Genomic DNA, 21,222 nt, shown 5'->3' on the forward strand with positions numbered 1-21,222 from the left:
GCACGCTCAGTGGCCGCTGAAGGCGGGGCGGCGTTTGGCCATGAAGGCGGCGACACCTTCGCGGTAGTCATCGGTACGCCCGGCCAGGCGCTGCAGGTCCCGCTCCAGGTCCAGCTGCTGATCCAGGCTGTTGGTGCTGCTGGCATTGAGGGCACGCTTGATCATCGACAGGCCCTGGGTCGGCTGGGTGGCCAAATGGCGGGCACAGGCCAGGGCCGTTTCCTGCAGGTCGTCGTCATCCACGCAGGACCAGATCATGCCCCACTGGGCGGCCTGTTCGGCGCTGATCATGTCGCCCAGCATGGCCAGGGCCGTTGCCCGGGCCTGGCCGACGAGGCGCGGCAGGGTCCAGGTGCCGCCGGAATCCGGCAGCAGGCCGATCTTGCAGAAAGCCTGGATAAAACTGGCGGAGCGTGCCGCGAAGACGATGTCGCAGGCCAGGGCAATATTGGCGCCGGCGCCGGCGGCGACGCCGTTGACGGCACAGATGACCGGCGCCGGAAAGCTGCGCAGCGCACGGATCATGGGGTTGTAGTACTGCTCGATGGAGAGGCCGAGGTCAGGCCTTTCGCTGCCCGGTGCCACATTGCGGTCCGACAGGTCCTGGCCGGCACAGAAGCCGCGGCCATTGCCGGTAATCATCAGGCAGCGCACCGCAGGATCCTTGCGGGCACTCTTCAGGGCCTCGCGCACCTCTTCATGCATGTCGCTGTTAAAGCTGTTGAGGCTGGCGGGGCGGTTCAGGGTCAGCAGGGCAACCCCGTGCTCAACGCTGTATTCAATATGCTGGTAAGTCATTAGGGGTGTTCTCTCGGCGATTATTGTTGGATTCGGGGGCTGCATCAGCATCCGTGATAGGTCGGCGTGCGTTTTTCGAGAAAGGCACTGATGCCCTCGTTGCGGTCATCCGTGGCCGCCAGCAGGCAGAATGCCTTGCGCTCATAGGCCAGGCCGCCGCTGAGATGGGTTTCCTGTGCCTGGGCCAGTACATCCTTGGCCTGTTGCAATGCGATGGGCGCCTTGGCGGCGAGGGTGTCGGCCAGTGCGAGGGCCCGTTCCAGGGTCAGTTCGGGTTCGGTGATTTCGCTGACAAGGCCGGCCTGCAGGGCCCGTTCGGCACTGATGGGCTCGCCGGTCATGACCATCTGGGAGGCCAGGGCCTTGCCCAGGGCGCGGATCAGGCGCTGGGTGCCGCCGGCGCCTGGAATGATGCCCAGATTGATTTCCGGCTGGCCGAACAGGGCCGTGCGCCCGGCCACGACAATGTCGGCCTGCATGACCAGTTCGCAGCCGCCGCCCAGGGCAAAGCCGTTCACGGCCGCGATCAGTGGCTTGGGGAAGGCGGCGATGCGGGCCCAGTGGGCGACGCGGGCATCCTGCAGCACACCCACGGCATTGAGCGCTGCCATTTCCTTTACATCGGCACCGGCGGCAAAGGCGCGGTCGTTGCCGGTGATCACCACGGCCCGCACCCGGCTGTCCGTTGCGCTCTGGCCCAGCAGGGTCGCCAGTTCACCCAGCAGTGCAGTGTTGAGTGCATTCAGTGCCTCGGGCCGGTTCAGCCGGATAAGCAGAACGCCGTCGGCGGGCGTCTCGGCAAGCAGGAATTTCAGCATGGGCCTCTCTCGTCTTCTATCTGCCTGCCGGTCGATCTGGGCGGACAGTTGTTACCTGAGGCGATCAGGATAACCCTCAAAGAGATACGAATAAATATAAATATACAAAAATTTCGTGTCTTTTGGTTATGTCGGTAACATATTTCAATTTCTGATCTGTCGCCCTGAAGGGCCCTGTATGGCGGGGTTTGAACGCCGGTTAATGGTCATGAACTATAATGTAACTAGTTGTATATATAGGTTTTTGTGGCTTTTTTTGATGCATTTTCCTGAACCCTGGTTCGGCGCCGAATCCCGGTGATATCAAGCTGTGGTTTATTTGTGTTACCAAATATTACTTTGACAAACAAATATCGTGTAATTAGGATTCCAGTATTGCTTGGCGGGCAGCGACGGCGTTGCTGTTCCGTGCCGGGGTCGCATTGTTGCGGCCACGTCCGGGGCGCGGCGCTGATTGCAGCGCCCGTTTAAGACCATCCACAGGAGAAACGCTATATGTCCAAGGCTCAGGTTTTTTACGAGGCGCACCAGGGCACACTGGAGCAGGCCATGGCGACCAACCGGTCGCGGGAATTCTGGTCACCCTATCCGGAAGCCGCCAGCGGGCGCATCTACGGTGAAACCGCCAATGTTGATGGTCGCGCATGCTTTGATGGTTATCTGGGTCGCCATTTTGAGCTGGCGGTGCCGGCCGTGGCGCAGCAGGTGGGTGAAGAAGAATCACCCTATGGCCTGGCGCTGAATGTAGGTTACGACCGTCCGGATACCGAGGCGCTGATCGCCCGCATGCAGGCTGCGCTGCCGGCCTGGCGCGATGCCGGGCCGCAGGCACGTGCCGGGGTCTGTCTGGAAATACTGGATCGTCTGAACAAGCGCAGCTTTGAAATGGCCTATGCAGTGATGCATACCACCGGTCAGGGCTTCATGATGGCGTTCCAGGCCGGCGGCCCCCATGCACAGGATCGCGGTCTGGAAGCGGTGGCCCGCGCCTTCAGTGAAATGCAGCAGGTGCCGCACAGCGCCAGCTGGGTGAAGCCCCAGGGCAAGCAGCCGGCGCTGGCGATGCAGAAGACCTTCCGCGTGGTGCCAAAGGGCATCAGCCTGGTTGTGGCCTGCGCCACCTTCCCGACCTGGAACACCTATCCTGGCCTGTTCGCCAGCCTGGTGACCGGCAATCCGGTGATCATCAAGCCGCATCCCGGTGCCGTGCTGCCGGTAGCCATCAGCGTGCAGATTGCCCAGCAGGTGCTGACCGAAGCCGGATTCGACCCTTGTCTGGTGTCCATGGTGCCGGACAGCAAGGCGCAGCCAATCACCAAGGAGCTGGCACAGCATCCGGCCGTCCGGCTGATTGATTTCACCGGCTCTTCGGCGTTCGGCAACTGGCTGGAGCAAAACTGCCCCCAGGCCGAGGTCTTTACCGAGAAGTCCGGCGTCAACACCATCATCATCGACAGCGTCCAGAGCATGAAGGCGGTGGCGCGCAACCTGACCTTCACGCTGAGCCTCTATTCCGGCCAGATGTGTACTACGCCCCAGGCGATCTATATCCCGCGTGATGGCATCGAGACCGCCGATGGCCGCCTGAGCTTTGATGAAGTGGCCGAGTTCCTCGCCGGCGGCATCGCCAAATTCACCGCCAATACCGAGGTGGCCGTCAGCGTGCTGGGCGCCATCCAGAGCACCGATACGCAGGCTCGCATCGACGACTGCGCGAAACTTGGCGAAGTGGTTCTGGCCAGCCAGGCGCTGGAGCACCCGGACTTTCCGCATGCCCGTATCCGCACGCCCATGCTGCTGAAGGTCGATGCCACCGATATCGACAGCTACAGCGAAGAGCGCTTTGGCCCCATTAGCTTCCTGATTGCCACCGATAACACGGCGCACAGCCTGGAGCTGGCCCGCCAGGTGATCAGCGAGAAGGGCGCCATTACGCTGGGCGTCTACTCGACAGACGAGGCGGTGCTGGATCAGGCCGAAGCCCTGTCGCTGGATGTGAAGGTGGCGCTGTCGTGCAACCTGACCGGCGGTGTCTTTGTGAACCAGTCGGCGGCGTTCAGTGACTTTCATGCCACCGGCGGCAACCCTGCGGCCAACGCCAGCCTGACCGATGGCGCCTTCGTCAGTCGCCGCTTTGTGGTGGTGCAGAGTCGCCGCGATGTGCCGCCGCCTGCGGCCTAAACGCTGCTGCGTCTTGCGGTGCCACGCGGGTGCCGAAGGCGCGGTACCTGTACAGCTCAACGCCCGGAGTACGTGGATATGCCCGTTTATCGAATTGACGGTGTGACACCGGTGATTGACCCCAGCGCCTATGTGCATCCCACGGCGGTGCTGATCGGCGATGTGATTATTGGCCCCGGTTGTTACGTGGGTCCCAATGCCAGCCTGCGGGGCGACTTCGGTCGCCTGGTGCTGGAGGCGGGGGCCAATGTGCAGGACAACTGTGTGATGCACGGCTTTCCGGGCACCGATACGGTGGTGGAGGTGGACGGTCATATCGGCCACGGCGCCATCCTGCACGGCTGCCGGGTGGGGCGAAATGCGCTGGTGGGCATGAACGCCGTGGTGATGGACGGTGCCTGCATTGGCGCTGAATCCATTGTCGCTGCCAATGCCTTCGTCAAGGCCGGGTTTGACTGCCCGCCGCGCTCCATGCTGGTGGGCTCGCCGGCGCAGGTCAGGCGATCGCTCAGCGCCGAGGAAGTGCAATGGAAGAGCGAGGGCACCGCTGAATATCACCGCCTGACGCGTCGTTGCCTGGCCAGCATGGAGCTGTGCGAAGCCCAGACCGAGGTGGAGCCAGACCGGCCCCGGTGTGATGCGGGTGCCGCCAAACCCAAGTATCAGTCCTGAAAAGCATCAATCCTGAAAAGCATCAGTCCTGAACCGGACGGACGACCTACAGAGTGAATCAATGATATGAGCTATGAGCTGATCCAGGTTGAAATTCAGGGGGCGGTGGGGCTGATCCGGCTGCACCGGCCAGAGGTCATGAATGCGCTGTCGGTGGCCCTGATCAATGAGGTCGGGCAGGCCATGCTGGCGCTGGAGCAGGACGAGGCCATTGGCGCCATGGTGCTCAGCGGTGGCGAGAAGGTCTTTGCCGCCGGTGCGGATCTGAAGGAAATGCAGGCCAAGGACTTTGCCGAACTCTACCTGAGCGATTTCCCGCAGCTGCCGGGATCGGGCTGGGAGCGGCTGGAGCGGCGTCGCAAGCCGGTAATTGCCGCGGTGTCCGGCTATGCCCTGGGCGGTGGCTGCGAGATGGCCATGGCCTGCGACTTCATCCTGGCCAGCGACACGGCGCGCTTCGGCCAGCCGGAGATCAGCGTCGGTACCCTGCCGGGTGCCGGCGGCACCCAGCGCCTGGCCCGGGCGGTGGGCAAGTCCAAGGCCATGGAAATGTGCCTGACCGGGCGCATGATGGATGCGCAGGAGGCCGAGCGGGTCGGGCTGGTCAGCCGTATAGTGCCGGTGGCCGAGCTTGAAGGCGAAGCGATTAAAACCGCCGCGCGCATTGCCGCCATGTCCCGCCCCATTGCCATGATGGTAAAGGAATCGGTGGATCAGGCGTTCGAGTCCGGACTCACTGCCGGGCTGCAGTTTGAGCGCCGTGCCTTTGCGTCCACTTTCAGTTTCGAGGACAGGACCGAAGGCATGGCGGCCTTTGCCGAAAAACGCCGGCCAGAGTTCAAGCACCGCTGAGTGCAGTGCTCCAGTTTTTGCCCAGCGGCGCCTTCGGGCGCCGTTTTGCATTCCGGGCGTGGTCGCGCCGGGCGGTACTGCTGTTGCGGGTACTGCGGTCTGAACGCGGATTGATGCTAATCAGGAATAAATATGTCAGCCTTGGCGCTCTGCCGGCGACGCCGGTTAACGCATGTGGGAGGCTGAAGGATGGATCTGCTGTCGGCAATGAGGGTCTTTGTGCGGGTGGTGGAGCTGCAAAGCTTCACCCAGGCGGCGGATGATCAGGGGGTGTCCAGCTCCGCGGTGAGCAAGCAGGTCGCCATGCTGGAGCAGCACTTCAAGGCCCGGCTGCTGCACCGCACGACCCGCAGCCTCAATGTTACCGATATCGGCGATGCCATCTATCGCCAGTGCAAGGTAGTGCTGGAGGAGGTGGCCGGAGCTGACAATCTGGTGGCCGAAATGCAGGGCGAACCCCGCGGCCTGCTGCGCATCTCCAGCAACATGACCTTTGGCCAGCTGTTGCTGTCCCGGGCGCTGCCGGCCTTCATGGCACGCTATCCCGAGATACGGCTGGAGGTGACGCTGGATGATCGCATGCCGGACATGGTGCGCGAGGGCTACGATCTGATGATTCGCATCAAGGGTTCACAGCTGCCGGACTCGAGCCTGGTGGCGCGCAAGCTCTGTGATATTCCGATGTTCATCGTTGCCACGCCGCAGTACCTGGCCGAACAGGGTGTGCCGGATTCGGCGCAGGCGCTGGCGGCACACAACTGCCTGATCTTTGTTCATGCCGAAAATGCCCACCAGTGGCAGCTGGCCGCCCCCGGCGAAGCGCCCCAGGTGGCCACGGTCAACGGCGACCTGCGCGCCAACAACAGTCTGGTGGTGCGCGAAGCCCTGCTGGCGCACCGGGGTATTGCCAACCTCGCCTCCTTTGTTATAGCCCCCCATGTGGAGCGGGGTGAACTTGTGCCGGTGTTTCCCGCGGCTGAGCCAGAACGGCTGGCGGCCTATGCGTTTTACCCCAACCGTGAATCGGCCACGCTCAAGGTGAGCCGCTTTGTCGACTTCTTTGCCGCCTGGCTCAGTGAGCATCTGCCCCAGAGCCTGCCGACGCCTGACAAGGGCGCCATCTGAGCCGGTTTGTTTCCTTTATGGAAATAAAGTTGTTCTTCTTCGCCTGATTATCCCGCCGTACTGCTTGGTTATGCTGGTCCCACTCAAGACTGATTCCCGCCGCAGCCAGGGTTGCAGCTCCGGGACGGGCCACAAGAAGAAGAGCGGTACTATGATAAAAACCTACGCATTTCCGACCTACCCCTATGTGCGCAGCGCCGATCAGGACAGCGCGGCGCCCGTGCGTCGCCCTGTGGTGATTGGCGGTGCCGGCCCCATTGGCATGGCGCTGGCCGTTGACCTGGCGCTGCACGATATTCCGGTCGTCGTGCTGGATGACAACAACACCGTCAGCGTCGGCTCCCGGGCCGTATGCTATGCCAAGCGCCTACTGGAAATCATGGATCGCCTGGGGGTTGGCGAGCGCATGATGCAAAAGGGCGTTACCTGGAATGTCGGCAAGGTGTTCTTTGAAGACGATCAGGTCTACAGCTTCAACATGCTGCCCGAATCCCACCACCGTCGCCCCGGCTTTATCAATCTGCAGCAGTACTATGTCGAGCAGTATCTGGTGGAGCGTATCGGCGATCTGGAGCAGGTCGACCTGCGCTGGAAAAACAAGATTACCGCGCTGGAGCAGCAGGACGACGGCGTGCTGCTGAGCATCGATACGCCCGAGGGGCCCTATCAGCTGGAAGCCGATTACCTGGTGGCCTGTGATGGCGCCAACTCCGGAATTCGCGCGCTTTGCGGCCTGGGTTCCAGCGGCCAGGTGTTCCAGGACCGCTTCCTGATCGCCGATGTGCTGATGGACCCCAAGCGTTTCCCGCCGGAGCGCTGGTTCTGGTTCAACCCGCCGTTCCACAATGGCCAGTCGACCCTGCTGCATCGCCAGCCCGACAACGTCTGGCGCATCGACTTTGATCTGGGCTGGGAGGCGGACCCGGAGGAGGAAAAGAAACCCGAGAATATTAATGCGCGGGTCCGGGCCTTCCTCGGCGAGGACGTCGAGTTTGAACTGGAGTGGGCCAGCGTCTACACCTTCTGCTGCCGCCGCATGGATGATTTTCGCCACGGCCGGGTGCTCTTTGCCGGTGATGCGGCGCACCAGGTATCGCCCTTTGGTGCCCGCGGCGCCAACTCAGGCGTGCAGGATACCGACAACCTGGCCTGGAAACTGGCCCTGGTACTGAAGCGCCAGGCCCCCGCAGCACTGCTCGATTCCTACACCCGCGAGCGTCTGCAGGCGGCGGATGAAAACATCCTTAACTCGACCCGTTCCACCGATTTTATTACGCCCAAGAACGATGCCAGCCGGGCGCTGCGCGATGCCGTGCTGAACCTCTCGCGCCGTTATGCCTTTGCCCGCAGCATGGTGAATTCCGGCCGGTTGTCACTGCCTTCGGTGTATGCCGATTCCAGCCTGAATACCGCGGATACCGAGCCCTTTGCAGGCTCTATGGTGCCGGGTGCGCCCAGCACCGATGGTCCGGTACAGCGCAACGGCCAGGATGATTACCTGCTCAGCGCCCTGGGTAACGATTTCAATGCGCTCTGGTTTATCGACCATGCCAGCCTGCCAGATGCCGCCGACATGGCCATTCTGGCGCAGCTAGCCACCCAGGCGTTGCCGATCAAAACCCGCCTGGTGTCCCCGGTGGCGCTCGATATCCAGCTGCCTGCGGGGGTTGAGCTGCTGGTGGATCATCTGGGCGTTGTGGCCGAGCGTTTCGATGCCAGGCCCGGCACCTTCTACCTGATGCGGCCCGATCAGCATGTCTGCGGGCGCGGGCGCAGCTTCGATCCGCTGCGCATCCAGACCATGCAAGGCACCGCAACCGGACATTGAAGAGGAGAGGACAGATGCCACAACTGATAACCGACAACAATCTGGCCGTGCCGGACGACTACTACGCCCTGCTCACGGAACTGTACCGCGAGCTGGAGCCGGCTCAGTGCCAGGATGTAAATGCACGCCTGCTGCTGCTGCTGGGCAACCACATCGGGGACATGGACGTGCTGGCCGAGGCGGCCCGTATCGCCCGTGAACATCTGCCGGCGGCCAGTACCCTGGCGAAAGATATTTAGTAAATAGCGCTACACAGAATTTTAAGCAGGTATCCGGGGGGACTGTACAGCGCAGCCCGGTGCCAAACCCTATCGCGGCGGGCCCAAGGGCCTGGCGGATAACAGACTAGATACAGGAATGAAAACCATGGCTAAAAAACCTTTTGCGTCCTCTGCGGACCTTGGCGACAAGAAAGAAACCCTCGAAGTGCTGGCCGATGGCGTTTTCGCCCTCACGGCGGAAGGGGACCCCAACGTTGGCGTGATTGAAGCCGAAGACTTCCTGATCGCCTTTGAAGCCCGCGCCACCCCCAAGGCCGCCCGCGACTGGCTGGAACAGCTGCGTGCGCATACCGACAAGCCGGTGAAATACCTGGTGCTGTCGCACTACCACGCCGTGCGTGTGCTGGGTGCCTCGGCCTATGAAGCCCAGAGCATCATCGCCCACGAAAAGACCAAGTTCCTGATCGAAGAGCGCGGCATGCAGGACTGGGCCAGCGAGTACGGCCGCATGCCGCGCCTGTTCCGCGAACCCGAAGGCATCCCGGGCCTGACCCACCCGGATATCGTCTTTAACGAGCGGCTGGAAATTCCGCTCGGTGGCGATCGCGGCAGCCTGATTCTGGAATACTGTGGCCGTGGCCACACCGCCGGCGATATCGTCGCCTGGCTGCCCAAGCACAAGATCCTCTTCGCCGGCGACCTGGTGGAAGCGGCCGCCGCCCTCTACACCGGGGACGCCTTCCACTTCGACTGGTCTACCGAGACCCTGGACAAGGTCAAGGCGTATGGCGCCGAAACCCTGATCGGTGGCCGCGGTGCCGTGGCTCATGGCCGCGACGAGGTGGATGCCGCTATCGAACAGACCCGTGGTTTCCTCAATGGCATGAAGGAAAAGGTCGGTGAAGTTCACAAGCGTGGCGGCACCGTAAAGGAAGCCTTCGAGGCGACCCGCGATCACCTGGGGCCCAAGTTCGGCATGTGGCCGATCTTCGAGCACTGCCTGCCGTTCGACGTGCAGCGCCTGTGGGACGAGTTCGATGGTATCGACTGGCCGCGTATCTGGACCGACGAGCGTGATCAGGAAGTCTGGGACAAGCTGCAGGACTGATACTGTCGTCTGATTAACTCAAGCCGATGAGAGCCAGGCCTCATCGGCTTTTTTGCGTCTGTATCCGGTGAGGCGCAGCCGCTACACTGGTTCACTTTTCACCTTTGGTTAAGGCTTGGAGGCTGATGCATGGCGGCGACTGGAAAATTGCACAGAGCCGATCCGCATATAGTGGTGCTGGGGGCCGGGCCTGCCGGCGGTGCCGTGGCGCTCGGCCTGCGGCGTTTGGGCTACCGGGTGTCGGTGGTGGCCGAGCCCAGGCCCTTTGCCGCCCTTGAAGGTGTGTCCGAGCGCGTGCTGGCGGGGTTAAGCCAGGCGGGCTTTGCCAACGCCGTGGCGGCGATGCCGGAGCCTTCACCGCGCCAGGTTACCTGGAACGGCGAGACCAGTGGTGCCAATACCGAGCGCCTGATTCGCCGCGTCGAGCTGGACCGGGCCATCGGTGCCGAGCTTGTGGCCCAGGGCGTGAAGCTGATTGCGGGGCGCGTGCGCAGCTGCCGTGCCCAGTCCCTTGCCCAGGTGCAGGGTGATGGCGGGGGCGAGCGCGAGGGGTACAGCGTCGAGATGCAATCCGGCAGCGCACCCCCGTTCATGCTGGAGGCGGATTTCCTGGTGGAAGCGCGGGGCCGAGCAGCCCCCGGCGCCGGGCTTGAGCGCCTGCGCGGGCCTGAAACCGTAAGCCTGCTGCAGGCCTGGCAGGGGCCCGCCATGGCGCCGCGCTCGGCGGTGCAGAGTTTCGATGCCGGCTGGGCCTGGATGGCCGCAACGGCGGACGGGCAACGCTATCTGCAGCTGACACTGGATGTCGCCAGTGCAGCCCTGCCGCCCAAGGAGCAGCTCACGGAGTTTTGCGTAAAGCGCCTTGCGCGCCTTTCCCAGGCGCAGCCCTTTATGCAGGATGCCAGGCCCCTGGGCCAGCCCCATGCCCGCACCAGCACACCGATTCTGTGTCGGGAGCCGGTGGGGAACAACTGGATTCGCGTGGGGGATGCGGCCATGGCGGTGGATCCCCTGTCTGGCAACGGCATTTTCCAGTCACTCTCCAGTGCCCTGCAGGCGCCGGCGGTAATCAATACGCTGCTGCGCCACCCTGAGCGCAGCGCCCAGGCCCGGGCCTTTCACCAGGCCCGGGTGGAGCATCTGTTCTATCGCTTTGCCCGTATCGGGCGGGATTTTTATGACATGGAGCAGGACTGTGCCGCCGAGCCCTTCTGGCAGGCGCGCCGTGCCTGGCCGGATACCGAGGCGGTGCACCAGAGTGTAACGCCCGCCCAGGTGAAGATCGCCCGCCGGGCGGTGCTCAATGGTGATCTGATCGACGAGGCCGAGGTCGTGGTTACGCCGGATCAGCCGCTGGGCATGTGGCACCTCAATGGTGTTGCCCTGGCGCCATTGTTGCAGGCCTGTCGGGATGCACCGGATGCGCCGGAACAGGCGCTGGCCAAGGCTCTGGGCCAGCACCGGGCCCGGGCGGGGGCCTTGTTGCAGTGGATGAGGAATGGGGGCTGGGTGTAGGGTGCTGATGAGCCTGCGAATTGCGGCTTGCGGCGGTACACCTCGATGCCTCTTGGAGGTGACATGTGTAAAAGTGAATGAAGCTGGAGCAAGTTGTCTGCTGGATCGTGCCAGCTGGTGGAGTTCGCTGATTTTTTCGAGTATGTATTTCGCCTTTCGGCGATATGCCGTCGAACTCCCGTAGGAGCCGCGTCCCGCGGCGAAGCTCTGAAAATGGAGGCAGTGCTTCGGTATTGGCTGGCGTACTGTCATGCGGTTTTTGGTTCTATTACCATGCCTGGCGGCGGATGGTTTGCGGGTTTTCTGCGAGTCTGTATTTCGCCTGTCGGCGACCTACTTTCCTTGTTACGCGACAAGGGCTTTTTACAAACAAAAGTGCGCAAGACTCTTTACCTTGAAAGCTGGCGCCCCGAAGAAGCCTTTGTGCTGCGCTCTGACGCCATTGTGCGGGTGCCTGACTTCAAGGTGAATAGTCGGAACATCCTGTTCCTAATATGCAACTCGACAGTCCCTGTCTTCGCGCCGGCTGGCTGGTCGCTCGCGGTATATGGCCATGAATGGCAAGCATACGGTAGGACTATATAACCGGCTCTGTGAACGGATAACCTTGAGGTTTTCTGTCAGTCTGTAGTTCGCCTTTCGGCGATATGCCGTCGAACTCCCGTAGGAGCCGCGTCCCGCGGCGAAGCTCTGAAAATGGAGGCAGTGCTTCGGTATTGGCTGGCGTACTGTCATGCGGTTTTTGGTTCTATTACCATGCCTGGCGGCGGATGGTTTGCGGGTTTTCTGCGAGTCTGTATTTTCGCCTGTCGGCGACCTACTTTCCTTGTTACGCGACAAGGAAAGTAGGCAAAGGAAGCGCGCCCCCGCAGAAGCCTTTTCGCTTCGCTCTGAGATCATTCGACGGGCTCCGCTGACGGTACATCCATGTACCTCATCGGAGGCGCAACAGTCCCTGTTGCGCCCCTGTGGGCCATTTCGCCGAATGACCTCAATGCTCGCCGGCATATGGCCATGGATGGCCGGTAGTCAGAAAATGCAGGAGCAATTTTCTGCTCAGAATGGGGAAAGGAAGCCGTTCTGATGTTTCGGTGGTAGTCACGGTTCAGTCGGTGTGATAATTGCTGCCACTTTTTTGAACAACACCACAAAAATCGCCAGCCCACCCAAAGCGGTGAGTGAGGCGTTATGCATTCCAGGAGCGGCAATATTAAATGTCCAGTGCAGGCTCGCCGGTGATTGCCATCGTTGATGACTTTGTGGCGCCGGTGTGTGACGAACTAGTGGTGATTCTGTATCAGGATGACGACATCCTCTTGATCAACAAGCCCAGTGGCCTGCTCAGTTTGTCGGGTAAAAACCCCCTTAACTGGGATTCGGTGCATCACCGTTTGGTACAGGGCCAGGCGGGGGCGAGCCCGGCATTCCCGCAGGCAAAGTTACCCCATCGACTGGATTTCGGGACATCGGGCATTATGGTGGTGGGGCTGAATGCAGCCTCGGCACAACATCTCAATCAACAGTTTCAATCGCGCAGGATTCAAAAGCGCTACCTGGCCCTGCTGGAAGGCTGGGTGTCCGATGATCAGGGGCAGTTTACTGCGCCCATAGCGAAAGATAAAAACCATTTTCCCCGGGTAAAAATTTGCCACAGCACCGGCAAAGCGGCCGTCAGTGAGTTCAGGGTATTGGAGCGCCTGGAGCAACCGCGCAGGAGCCTGGTGCAATTCACCCCGCTTACCGGGCGTACACACCAGTTGCGGATTCACAGCCTGGAGATGGGCCATCCTATTCTTGGGTGTGATCTGTATAAAAGTGGGCATAGTGAACAGATGGCAGAGCGTTTGCTGTTGCATGCCAGTGACTTGTATTTTGAGCATCCAGGTACTGGTGAGGCGTTTCATGGGGGCTGTGCTTGTCCGTTTTGACCAGTGAGGTCTTGCTTGGCGCTGTGGAGGTGTATCCATCGAGGGGGGGCGGCAATATAGCCAACCATGGTGGCTTGCTGGTTATCCCTGTTGTGACCTCTTGGTAGTGCTACTTTCTTTGCTCGTGCAAATAAAGTATCCAAAGCTCCTTACGGCACGGTTCACCCACATAGGTAACAGTTCAGTTCAACGACATGGGTAACACTTCCACGCCTTGCTCGTCGGTGTGGAGAGGTATTTTTCGACGGGATCTGCAGTATATCTGGCTACAGTAACTGTCTGGTAATCCCTGTTACGACCTCTCGGTCGTGTTACTTTCTTTGCACGCGCAAAGAAAGTAACCAAAGAAAGGCGCCCCCGGAGAAGCCTTTTCGCTGCGCTCTGAGATCATTCGGCGGGCTCCGCTGACGGTACATCCATGTACCTCATCGGAGGCGCAACAGTCCCTGTTGCGCCCCTGCGGGCCATTTCGCCGAATGACCTCAGTGCTCGCCGGCTTCATAAGGGGGAAGGGAGCTGCTCTGCTGTTTCGGTGGTAGATATTTTCCTGTAGGTGTAGCAATGGCTGCTTTCGTAGGGTGTCAATGAGCCTGCGAATTACACCGTGGGGCGGTACGCCAGCATGCCGAATGGCTGTGATAAGTTCATAGGCGTTAAAGCCAAAGCGCTGTTTATCGCAGATCGCGCCAGCGGCCGGAAACTCTGATGAATTTTCGAGTCTGTATTTCGCCTTTCGGCGACCCACTTCACCTTGTAGAGAGTCCTTGTTACGCGACAAGGACTTTTTACAAGGGGAAGAGTGCAAACCTCTCTACCATAAAGAATGCGCCACCCATCAGCCGGCCTGCGGCTACACTGCGCGCCGGAATGATGCCCCGGACGCCGCTCAGGGGGACATCCATGTCCCCAATCGGCGGCTCGGCAGTCCCTGCCTCGCCCCTTCGGGTCTGATCGGAACATAATCCCGGTGCTCGTCGGCTGCTGAGGGGGTTGAAAGCCGTTCTGATGTTTCGGTGGGTTGAGTTCAGCTTTGTAATTCCGGATGGTTACCAGTCGTCATGCCCGCCAGCCAGCTATGGAGGGCAGCATCACTGCTGCTCTTTCTATACTCGCTCCTTTTTCCTTCCAACTTGAATCTGTTTTGGGCATCATGCTTTGAGCGCCAACGGTGTACCGGTGCATGTTTTGATCGTCATAAAAGCACAATCGTCAGCTGAGCAACGGAAGCCAGGCTGGGTGAACTCTCCCTCCCCAATCTCAATCCCTCCGTTATTCCTGGCTCTGCCTGCATCGAATGCAAGACCGTATTTCGTCATCGTTAGGGCGGTAGCGTGGTTTTTCAGCCCGTTCAGAAGAGAAGAGCAGGGCAATGTGGTGAGGTATCGAGTACAGAAGCGAATGGGTGACCCCGTGACTCTTTCAAAATAAAAAACGGTGGGTGAAGTATGAATCTCAAAGTCATTGGTGTCGGTTTTGGTAGGACCGGTACTTTGTCGGTATGTACGGCGCTGAACCAGCTGGGCTTTCCTTGTTATCACATGTTTGAGGTGCTCGAGAATAAGGAAAACAAGTCACACCTCGATTTCTGGCGAAAAGTTGCCAACGAAGAACCTGGCACCCAATTTGAGTGGGATCAGGTTTTTTCAAAGTACTCGGCCACTGTAGATAATCCGGCATGTTGTGTGTGGCGCGAGCTCATGGCCGCCTATCCTGACGCCAAGGTTTTGCTAACCGTGCATCCGCGCGGAGCTGAAGCTTGGTACGAAAGCACCATGGATACTATTTACTTCACCGAATCTATGTGGCAGTTCAAAGTTCTGGAACTATTGACGCCATTCGGAAGGAAGATGGGTGACATGTCCCGCAAGCTGATTTGGCAACGATCGCACAAAGGAACCATGGAAGATCGGAGCAAAGCAATTGCTCATTATCAACAACACATCGAGGAGGTGAAAGCGTCAGTACCAGCGGAAAGGCTTCTGGTCTTTTCCGTAGATCAAGGATGGAAACCGCTTTGCGATTTTTTAGGCGTCACCGAGCCATCTATTGACTTTCCCAATGTGAATGATCGTGCCGCCATCAAGCAAACAATAGCGGGTATCACCCGAGGGGCCTATTTTATCCTCGGCATAGCCGCCATCGCTGCTGCTGGCTTGATTTACGGGTTAGTGCATGCAGTGGCCTAGAGACAACAATGTATTGTGTGTATTGGGCTGCCATAACACCTATGAGCCGTCCCCACGTCAATAGGCATTAAAAAATTCCAGGCTTTTCGCCCATACTTGCTCTTTAATAATTGGGTTTCGGGGTCAGTCTTTCCTTTTGCTCCCGAAAAATGAGCTCAGAGCGCAGAAAAAAACTTCATTGGGGCGCATTCTTCAAGGTAAAGAGCCTTGGATACTTTCTTTGCACGAGCAAAGAAAGTGACACGCCAGAAAGGCGTAACATGAACCATCAAGTTCTCTCAAAGCGTCCGCCCGCACCGATCATCCTATCCGCTTTTTTATTTCCCATCACAATAAAGCGGCGCTCAGTCGCTCAGTTCAATTCCCTCGCTCATTCCCGCCATAAAACCAAAAGTCATCTTTTTAGTGATAAAAAGCCAGTAACTCCATGTTTGCCGCAAGGCCAATTAAAATCCGGTATTTTGGCCAGATATGCCCGCCCATCACCACATTTATCCGGATACAGAGCGGGCACTGTGACGCCCTGCGTCGCTAAGCCAGACTCCATCCCAGGGCATTCATCAGATCCAGGCTGCGCTGGCCCGACCAGAAGAGTGCCGCCAGCAGGCAGGGTGTGGCCAGCAGGGTGCGAAACGGAAGTTGCGGCAGGGGCCAGTAACGCCCCAGTAGCCAGAGCAGCGGCAGGGCCAGGGCATAGATCGACAGCTGGGCCAGCTCGATGCCGGCGTTGAAGCCAAACCAGAGCATCAGCAGATCGCCGGGGGCCTGGCCACTGGCCTGCTGCAGCATAAAGGCAAAGCCCAGGCCATGCAGCAGACCGATAAAAAACACCCGCCCGGCCAGCAGGCGCTGTTCCAGACCCAGCAGCAGGCAGGCGCCGCTGTAGAGGATTGACAGGGCGATGGCGGTTTCGATCAGCGGGATAAACCAGGGCGCGCTGCCAAGCAGCCCGGCGGCACCTATGGCCAGGGTGATGGAGTGGCCGAGGGTAAAGGCGAGGGAGTTGCGCAAAAAACCGCGCCAGTGGCGTGCCGCCAGAATCAGAATCAGCATAAAGAGCACATGATCCAGCCCTATCAGCACATGCTTGAAACCGGAGCCCAGGCTGTCGCGCAAGCGCCATTCAGGCTGGCTGTCGCTGCCAAGGTGTTGCGCCAGCACGCCGGATGAGGTGAGCCGGGTGCGTTCGGCGCCCTTGTTACTGATACCGCTCTGGTCGGTTTTGTCGCCCTTGCTGTCCCTGGCGTTTTTATAAAGCGTAATGATATTGATCGAACGCGCCGCGATATCCGGCCACTCATCCGGGCTGCTGCGGATTTCGATTAGCTCATCCAGCGGAGTGTCGGGATAAAAAGCACGAAAATCCACCAGGGCATCGGCCATCTCCCGCGGCGCCTGGCTCGTATCGAGCGGCAGGTTCAGGGCGGCGCGAATCTGCGGCAGATGGGTGAAGGGGCTGCGCTCGGTTACAGGCTGAATGCGGATGGCGCTGATGAGCGGCAGGGTTTCAACGGGCGTCGTGCTTCTGTCCTGCTGTTGCGTGAGCCGCACCAGCTGCAAGGCCCGGGCTAAACGCGCCTGCAGCTGCTGGGGTGCCGCCTGCAGTGCGGCTGTATCCAGCAGCAGCGCATCGGGGCTGTCCACTGCGCTGTTTGGCGCGACATAAGGGACGCCGTGCAAAGGCGCGTTCGGGTTCCAGTCACGGGGGAGCAGCACCGCTGCTAGTGGCAGGCGGGCATGGATCAGAGTGCCGCCGTTATGGGCTTCGATATGGACTATGCGGGCAAGGAAATTCTGGAAGTGGGCCTGGGCCTGTGTCGCGCCCAGCAGCAGACAAAGCGCCAGTGTCGGTGTCAGTACGGATCTGATCCGGCCAGTGAATGAATGCATGATCGGTAGACTCCCGAAAGCGCCGCCCGGCGGGCGGCGGTTGTTTAGGTACGATCAGCTGCGCGGATCCCAGAGACGGTCCGGGGTGTTTTTCTCGTAGGCCTTGCCATTCGGTGCCGAAACCAGCTCCATCTGCATGCCCCAGGGCGACATGAAGTATATCCAGGTCAGGCCGGCCAGGGGGCCGTCGGTGAAGGGATGGGGTTCGCCCAGAAAGCGCACACCCTCGGCCTTCATCGAGGCGATGGCGGCATCGAGGTCATCGACGTAAAAGGCGATATGGTGACCACCGATATCGCTGTTTTTGGGCTGGGTCTTGCGCTGGTCCGGGGATGTGTATTCGAAGATCTCGAAGTTGGTGCCGTTGCCACAGCGCACCAGGTGGGCCACAGGGATAGTGGCGCGGGGGTTTACATCCAGATTGTCCTGCATCCAGTTGTCTTCAAAGGGGCCGAAGGGGCCTATGGTGAAAAAGGCCTGACAGCCCATCACATCCACCAGGAAATCCACCGCCTGATCGGTGTCCGGTACGGTAAAACCGAAATGATCGGTGCCGCGCACGCCGGGGGTGCTGCCAGCATTGGCTATTGAGCCGACAGTACCGAGGGAGCCGAGATAGGCGACAGAGCCGAGCAGCAGCACGGAGAGCGCCTTGCGATAACGGGAAGCCATAAATATTTTCCTTTTTGTGGTTATGGGTTTGCCAGCAAGACAAGGCAAATAAGATGCCAGTACGACTTTTGGCCGGGCTAATTACTGGAATCGCCAGAAACCACGGGCCTTCCAGCCCGTTCACGAGGGCCTGGCCAGATGTTCAGGGACAAATCTTCGGACGCCCAAGGGGAAGGAAGTGCCGCAGTGGCGCTACGCCAGGCTCAGAGTGTCGCAGCGATCTGTGCGACAGTCTGTGGCAGGGCCGGTCTGCTTTTATTGCCGGTATTGCCTGGGGTCTTGTTGCTGGGGCACGGGAGCAGGCCGGGCTCCTCAGTCGCTGCTTTTAAGCCACTGGGTTGGCGACAGTCCGAGGGATTGGCGGAACACCTTGGCCAGTGCCGGCGGGCCGCTGTAGCCCACGGCATGGGCGACCCAGTCGGTGGGGCGGCCTTGCAGCAGCAGCGATTGCGCCAGGCTGATGCGCCACTGGGTGAGGTAGTCGCCGGGCGTCTGTCCGAGAGTCTCGCGAAAGGCGGCGGCAAAGCGGGCGCGGGACATGCCGGCCTCCGAGGCCATCTGTGCCAGGGTCCAGGGGGCCTGGGGCTGGTCGTGCAGCGCCATCAGGGCGCGGGCCAGGCGCGGATCAGCCAGGCCTGCCAGCAGGCCGACGTCGATTTCCTCTCTGTCCATCAGGTGGCGAAACAGCTGAATAATCAGCAGTTCGCACAACCGATCCATCGCCGCCTGGCGGCCGCAACGCTCGATGAGAGCTTCATCAAACAGCAACTCCAGGGTGCGACTCAGGCCGTCGAGCTGTGCCAGTTCGAGCAGAATTGGGCCGCTGAGGGCACGGGAAAGCGGGTTGCGGGCCGAGCCGAAGCTGAAATCGCCACACACCGTCTCGGCACCGGCCGCGCCTGGAACCAGGCTGTGGCCGGTGGGCTGCAGAAAGAAGATCAGGCTGGGCTCTGTCACCAGGCGGTCGGGGGCACCATCGACCTGCAGGCGCAGGCTGCCTTTTTTCAGCAGATGTATGTGGCCTAGGCCATCCGTGCTGTCGTAGCGGGATGCTTCGCACAGGGGGCCGCTGTTGAAGATGCGGGCACGCAAATGAAAGTGCTGCAGCAGGGCGGCGAGCCTGTCCATAAAGATACGCCTGGATAAATAATGGAGACTAAAAGATACCAGCAGTCTCGTTTTGTCGTCCACACTGGCATGGCTGATTCAGGGGCTTTAGCCAAAACAATGCATCGGAGGTGCAGCATGAACAGGATGATGGAAGGGGTGTTACCAGGTTTGAAGACAGCGTTGAAGGCAGGCGCATTGGCAGCACTGCTGGCGGGCTCGGGCGCGGCACAGTCGCAGTCACTGGCAGAAGACACCTACAGCCGTTATGTCGACGCCAGCGGCAGCATTTCACTGCCGCAGGATTTTCGCCTTGAATGGACCCATCTGGGGTCCTGGGTAGTGTCGGAGGCGACGGCGCCGGGGGCCGGCTTTCATGATGTCTACACCCAGGCAGAAGCGGCCAGGTCCTTTCGTGAAAAGGGTGTCTTTCCCGATGGCGCCGTACTGATCAAGGAAATCCGCAGCATTGAATCCGGCGCCAAGACCACGGGTCCTGCGCTCTGGGCCAGGGACCCGGTGGTCTGGTTTGTGATGGTGAAGGATAACCAGGCCCGTTTTGATAACCCCCACTGGGGTGAGGGCTGGGGCTGGGCGCTGTTCAAGGCCGGGGACAGTGGCATGAATGCATCGGCGAGCTTTGCCGAGACCTGCAAGGGCTGCCATCTGCCTGCGCAGCAGAATGACTGGGTGTTTACCGAGGGTTACCCGACCCTGCAGGCGCCCATGGTGAAGTAATGGTATAGCCCCTGGCTTTTGGAGCCAGGGGCTATCTTGGTGAGTCGTTATTGGTTATTGGTTATTGGTTAAGGGCTATATGGCCGGCGGCATCGAGCCCGTAGCGGCGCAAAAGGGTGGCCAGGCTGCCATCGGCTTTCATCTTGGTCAGCAGGGCGTTGAAGTGATCCAGCGTGTTCTGGTCAGCCTTGCGCAGGCCCAGGGCATAGTCGTAGTTCAGCCTGGTGCCAAGCAGCTGCTCAGCATCGATAATGTTCAGTGCGCTCTGTGTCTTATTCTGCGGGTCATTCTTAACATCCTGTTCCTGTTGTAACTGCTGCTGTAGCCAGCCGGCGGATAGCTGGGTGACCACGGCTGCGTCTATATCCTGGCTGAGCAGTGCCTGCAGGCGTTTGCTTTCATCCAGAAAGCGCGTCGAGGTGCTGATGCCCTGCTGATTTAGCTGGTGAGCGGCAACGCTGCCAGGGGCCACGCCCACGGTCATGCCCTGCAGGTCGGCGATGGAGCCCACAGCGGGCAGGTCCGGGCGTGTTACCAGCACGGATTCCATGCGCACGAAGGCATCGGTCAGCTTGAGGTATCTGGATGGCGTGTCATCAATGCGGGCGACGCCGGCGTACAGATCGCAGCCGGTTTTGCTGGCGCTGCGCCGGCTGATGATCCAGGAAATTTCCAGCTCGACGCCCAGCCGCTCAGCCAGCGCCTGGGCCAGCTCGACCTGAAAGCCCGCGGGCGGATCAGACTGTTTGGAAAAGGGCAGCATATCGGGGTGAGCGCAGAGCTCCAGCTGCTGGCTGCTCTGAATATGTTCCAGGCTTCCCGCCCGGACGCCGGTGCCCGCAAGCGTTAGAATCGCCAGCCCCAGCAGGAGCGATGGGTGCAGTCGCGCTATGGTCATGGTGAGTGTCCCTTGTTGCGTATGGATCTTGGGTGAGTCGATGGAGCCTTGTGGCACAGTGGTGAAGCCGCTGTGCCGCTTGGCTATCGGGTGCTGTCTGGCGGACTTAGCGACAGAATGAAGGTCACCAGTTCCCAGCGTTCCTGATCCGAAAAGGTTTTTTCCCAGGGCGGCATGACCAGGGCGCCGCGGCGTTTGCCCTTGGTGATGGTCTTGAACAGATAGTCGGCGTCGAAATTGCGTCCCTGCAGTTGTTTCGCCTTGCCGCCTGAGCCCCGGTTGCCGTGGCAGTAAACGCAGGACTGGTTAAAGCGCTTTTCGCCTTTGGCGACCGACTGTTCGAGATCGTCAAACACCAGGGTTTTGGCGGCGGCATCGGCGGTTGCCGTGGAGGCCTTGGCCGCTGCGCCTGGGGCCGGGTGGGTTTTGCCCGCATCGATCGGGGGGGCGACGGCGAAACTGGTCACCGACAGCAGCGACAGCGATAGGCCGAGTGCCGTCGCCTTGAGGGTATTGAAGGTATGGAATCTGTTGAGCCTGTTGGAAGTCATGGGGGTGTACCGATAGTAAAGCCATACCCGGGAGCAGGCCCCCGGGTGGCGTATGAGTTGATGAGTCCGCTTAACGGGCGCTAGGAGGCTGTCCGAGAATGCTGGCCGTAGCGAGAGCCGACTGGTTTGAGCTG

At 60.4% G+C, this 21,222-nt stretch carries 18 protein-coding genes; 11 read left to right on the forward strand and 7 right to left on the reverse strand.

The genetic code is table 11. The annotated features are described in order from the left end of the window. Positions 1-6: 6 nt before the first annotated feature. Entirely contained in the window at positions 7-798 is a 792-nt protein-coding gene (gene paaG, locus MRS74_RS03220) for a 2-(1,2-epoxy-1,2-dihydrophenyl)acetyl-CoA isomerase PaaG (protein ID WP_254578829.1), read from the reverse strand. 44 nt (positions 799-842) lie between these two features. Next, the gene (paaF, locus tag MRS74_RS03225) at positions 843-1,616 is read right to left on the reverse strand and encodes a 2,3-dehydroadipyl-CoA hydratase PaaF (RefSeq protein WP_254578830.1); all 774 of its coding nucleotides are present in this window, start codon (positions 1,614-1,616) and stop codon (positions 843-845) included. A 495-nt stretch (positions 1,617-2,111) separates the two neighbouring features. On the opposite strand from paaF, the gene paaN reads away from it, so the two are divergent. The 10 genes from paaN to MRS74_RS03275 all read left to right on the forward strand — a co-directional run bounded on the left by paaN (position 2,112) and on the right by MRS74_RS03275 (position 15,232). Continuing rightward, entirely contained in the window at positions 2,112-3,797 is a 1,686-nt protein-coding gene (gene paaN / locus MRS74_RS03230; protein ID WP_254578831.1) for a phenylacetic acid degradation protein PaaN, read from the forward strand. A gap of 78 nt (positions 3,798-3,875) precedes the next feature. Further along, positions 3,876-4,469 carry a phenylacetic acid degradation protein PaaY gene (gene paaY, locus MRS74_RS03235; RefSeq protein ID WP_254578832.1) on the forward strand — a complete coding sequence of 198 codons (594 nt, stop codon included), beginning with the start codon at positions 3,876-3,878 and terminating at the stop codon, positions 4,467-4,469. A gap of 66 nt (positions 4,470-4,535) precedes the next feature. Beyond that, positions 4,536-5,321, forward strand: coding sequence for an enoyl-CoA hydratase-related protein (locus tag MRS74_RS03240; RefSeq protein WP_254578833.1), 786 nt, complete (start codon positions 4,536-4,538; stop codon positions 5,319-5,321). A 189-nt stretch (positions 5,322-5,510) separates the two neighbouring features. After that, positions 5,511-6,446 (forward strand): LysR family transcriptional regulator, encoded by a 936-nt coding sequence (locus tag MRS74_RS03245; RefSeq protein ID WP_254578834.1) that lies wholly within the window; start codon positions 5,511-5,513, stop codon positions 6,444-6,446. 151 nt (positions 6,447-6,597) lie between these two features. Beyond that, entirely contained in the window at positions 6,598-8,274 is a 1,677-nt protein-coding gene (locus MRS74_RS03250) for an FAD-dependent oxidoreductase (RefSeq protein WP_254578835.1), read from the forward strand. A 14-nt stretch (positions 8,275-8,288) separates the two neighbouring features. Continuing rightward, the gene (locus MRS74_RS03255; RefSeq protein ID WP_254578836.1) at positions 8,289-8,513 is read left to right on the forward strand and encodes a DUF2783 domain-containing protein; all 225 of its coding nucleotides are present in this window, start codon (positions 8,289-8,291) and stop codon (positions 8,511-8,513) included. Between the two features lie 127 nt (positions 8,514-8,640). Continuing rightward, positions 8,641-9,603, forward strand: a complete 963-nt coding sequence (locus tag MRS74_RS03260; RefSeq protein ID WP_254578837.1) for an MBL fold metallo-hydrolase — start codon at positions 8,641-8,643, stop codon at positions 9,601-9,603. A gap of 129 nt (positions 9,604-9,732) precedes the next feature. Then, the gene (qhpG, locus tag MRS74_RS03265; RefSeq protein WP_254578838.1) at positions 9,733-11,118 is read left to right on the forward strand and encodes a flavin-dependent monooxygenase QhpG; all 1,386 of its coding nucleotides are present in this window, start codon (positions 9,733-9,735) and stop codon (positions 11,116-11,118) included. 1,235 nt (positions 11,119-12,353) lie between these two features. After that, complete coding sequence (locus MRS74_RS03270; RefSeq protein WP_254578839.1) at positions 12,354-13,046, forward strand: RluA family pseudouridine synthase; 693 nt, start codon at positions 12,354-12,356, stop codon at positions 13,044-13,046. A 1,445-nt stretch (positions 13,047-14,491) separates the two neighbouring features. After that, positions 14,492-15,232: a sulfotransferase family protein gene (locus MRS74_RS03275; RefSeq protein ID WP_254578840.1), complete on the forward strand. Its 741-nt coding sequence runs from the start codon at positions 14,492-14,494 to the stop codon at positions 15,230-15,232. Between the two features lie 531 nt (positions 15,233-15,763). On the opposite strand, the gene MRS74_RS03280 is transcribed toward MRS74_RS03275, so the two are convergent. The 3 genes from MRS74_RS03280 to MRS74_RS03290 all read right to left on the reverse strand — a co-directional run bounded on the left by MRS74_RS03280 (position 15,764) and on the right by MRS74_RS03290 (position 18,922). Further along, positions 15,764-17,122 carry a HupE/UreJ family protein gene (locus MRS74_RS03280; protein ID WP_254578841.1) on the reverse strand — a complete coding sequence of 453 codons (1,359 nt, stop codon included), beginning with the start codon at positions 17,120-17,122 and terminating at the stop codon, positions 15,764-15,766. A 54-nt stretch (positions 17,123-17,176) separates the two neighbouring features. Beyond that, positions 17,177-17,794, reverse strand: coding sequence for a VOC family protein (locus MRS74_RS03285; protein WP_254578842.1), 618 nt, complete (start codon positions 17,792-17,794; stop codon positions 17,177-17,179). A gap of 312 nt (positions 17,795-18,106) precedes the next feature. Beyond that, positions 18,107-18,922 (reverse strand): AraC family transcriptional regulator, encoded by an 816-nt coding sequence (locus tag MRS74_RS03290; RefSeq protein ID WP_254578843.1) that lies wholly within the window; start codon positions 18,920-18,922, stop codon positions 18,107-18,109. Positions 18,923-19,039: 117 nt separating this feature from the next. On the opposite strand from MRS74_RS03290, the gene MRS74_RS03295 reads away from it, so the two are divergent. Further along, on the forward strand, positions 19,040-19,639 hold the full coding sequence (locus MRS74_RS03295) for a cytochrome P460 family protein (protein WP_254578844.1): 600 nt from the start codon (positions 19,040-19,042) through the stop codon (positions 19,637-19,639). Positions 19,640-19,700: 61 nt separating this feature from the next. Here MRS74_RS03295 and MRS74_RS03300 read toward each other — a convergent pair whose 3' ends face one another. Together MRS74_RS03300 and MRS74_RS03305 are read right to left on the reverse strand one after the other, a co-directional pair. Beyond that, positions 19,701-20,537 (reverse strand): substrate-binding periplasmic protein, encoded by an 837-nt coding sequence (locus MRS74_RS03300; RefSeq protein ID WP_254578845.1) that lies wholly within the window; start codon positions 20,535-20,537, stop codon positions 19,701-19,703. An 83-nt stretch (positions 20,538-20,620) separates the two neighbouring features. Then, complete coding sequence (locus tag MRS74_RS03305; RefSeq protein ID WP_254578846.1) at positions 20,621-21,088, reverse strand: c-type cytochrome; 468 nt, start codon at positions 21,086-21,088, stop codon at positions 20,621-20,623. Between the last annotated feature and the right edge of the window lie 134 nt (positions 21,089-21,222).

Origin of the sequence: Marinobacterium sedimentorum (genome assembly GCF_024267675.1) — a bacterium.
Taxonomy (GTDB): Bacteria; Pseudomonadota; Gammaproteobacteria; order Pseudomonadales; family Balneatricaceae; genus Marinobacterium_A; species Marinobacterium_A sedimentorum.